The following is a 1,117-nucleotide window of genomic DNA, read 5'->3' as shown; positions in this document are numbered from 1 at the left end:
CTAACCCTCTTCAGGAAAGTCCGGTAAGGCGCAGACCCGCGTGAAGGAAGAAGGCGGCGAGAACATCGTGGCGGTGGCCCAGGCGCACGAATGAAGCGCGTGCCTGGGCGCGCAGCTCGGCGACAGAGTCGGGCGTGGCATTGCGCAGCTCGGCCTTCACCATGCCGTTGCAGCCCTCCTCGGGATTGAGGTCTGGCGCATAGCCTGGTAGCCGTTCAAGGCGGAAGTCCTCGGGGTGGCGTGCGACGGAGTCGAGCGTCTCGGCACTGTGGTGCTGGTTGAGACCGTCCCACACGATAGTGAGCGAACAACCCACCTTCCTGCGGAAGTAGCGCAGGGCAGTGATGACGTCCCGGCTGGTGAAGCTGCCCTCCCGGTGGCGCGAATACAGGCGCGCCGGCCTGTGGCCGTACGGGGCAACGAGGGCGACGATGCTGGAGACTTCGCGCCGCTTGTCACGACGGCGCAGGATGGGCGGATGCCCGACGGGCGCCCAGGTAGACGCTACGCGGGCCCGAAACGAACTACCTGTCTCGTCCACGAAGGCAATGGCCCGCCCGCTTCTTCGAGCCCCCTTTTGATGCGGGGCCAGTCGCGCTTCAGCCATGCTTCCACCAACGCATCGTCACGCTCCTTGGCTCGCGTGCGGGGCTGCTGTGGACTTAAACCCAACCGGTGAAGGCACTCGGCCAGGTAATTGGGGTGGTAGTGCACTCCGAACGTACGCTGGATGAGGTGCGCCACTCTCGTGAGCGTCCAGCGCTCGGTAGGGAAGCCACACGTACGCGCCCCTGCCCTTACCAACTCCGAGACCTGCTGCCATTCCCCCAAACTCAACTTCGACGGCCGGCCCGTGCGCGGCCTCGCCTTCAACCCGCGTGTGCTGCCGCCCGCCTCGTGCAGTCGCCGCGCCCAGCGACTGACCGAGGCCTCGCTGACACCCACACGGCGTGCAACCTCCGCCTGCGATAGGTGCCCCCGCCGCAGGAGTTTCCCGGCCGCAAGCCGCCGCTCCTCAAGCTGCTGCACTGTCCAGTGCTTTGGCTGCCACGCCATGGACGCCCCCCTCCATGGCATAACCCTCAGCCCCTAACCCGACTTCCCTGAAGGGGTTTAG

At 66.4% G+C, this 1,117-nt stretch carries 2 protein-coding genes; both read right to left on the bottom strand.

All coding sequences use genetic code 11. The annotated features are described in order from the left end of the window. Positions 1 to 10: 10 nt before the first annotated feature. Positions 11 to 607, bottom strand: a complete 597-nt coding sequence (locus tag HUA76_RS44745; RefSeq protein WP_254614917.1) for a transposase — start codon at positions 605 to 607, stop codon at positions 11 to 13. Continuing rightward, the gene (locus HUA76_RS44740; protein WP_174459506.1) at positions 505 to 1,056 is read right to left on the bottom strand and encodes an IS630 family transposase; all 552 of its coding nucleotides are present in this window, start codon (positions 1,054 to 1,056) and stop codon (positions 505 to 507) included. Before HUA76_RS44740 ends, HUA76_RS44745 begins: the two co-directional genes overlap by 103 nt. Between the last annotated feature and the right edge of the window lie 61 nt (positions 1,057 to 1,117).

The sequence above is a fragment of the Myxococcus sp. CA056 genome (genome assembly GCF_013336715.1).
GTDB lineage: Bacteria > Myxococcota > Myxococcia > Myxococcales > Myxococcaceae > Myxococcus > Myxococcus llanfairpwllgwyngyllgogerychwyrndrobwllllantysiliogogogochensis.
Note: the sequence above shows the minus strand (reverse complement) of the source record. Positions and strands in the feature narration are given on the sequence as shown.

Coding starts and splice junctions, on each gene's coding strand:
- HUA76_RS44740 (WP_174459506.1), bottom strand. CDS start 1,056: ATGGCGTGGCAGCCAAAGCACTGGACAGTGCAGCAGCTTGAGGAGCGG.
- HUA76_RS44745 (WP_254614917.1), bottom strand. CDS start 607: ATGGCTGAAGCGCGACTGGCCCCGCATCAAAAGGGGGCTCGAAGAAGC.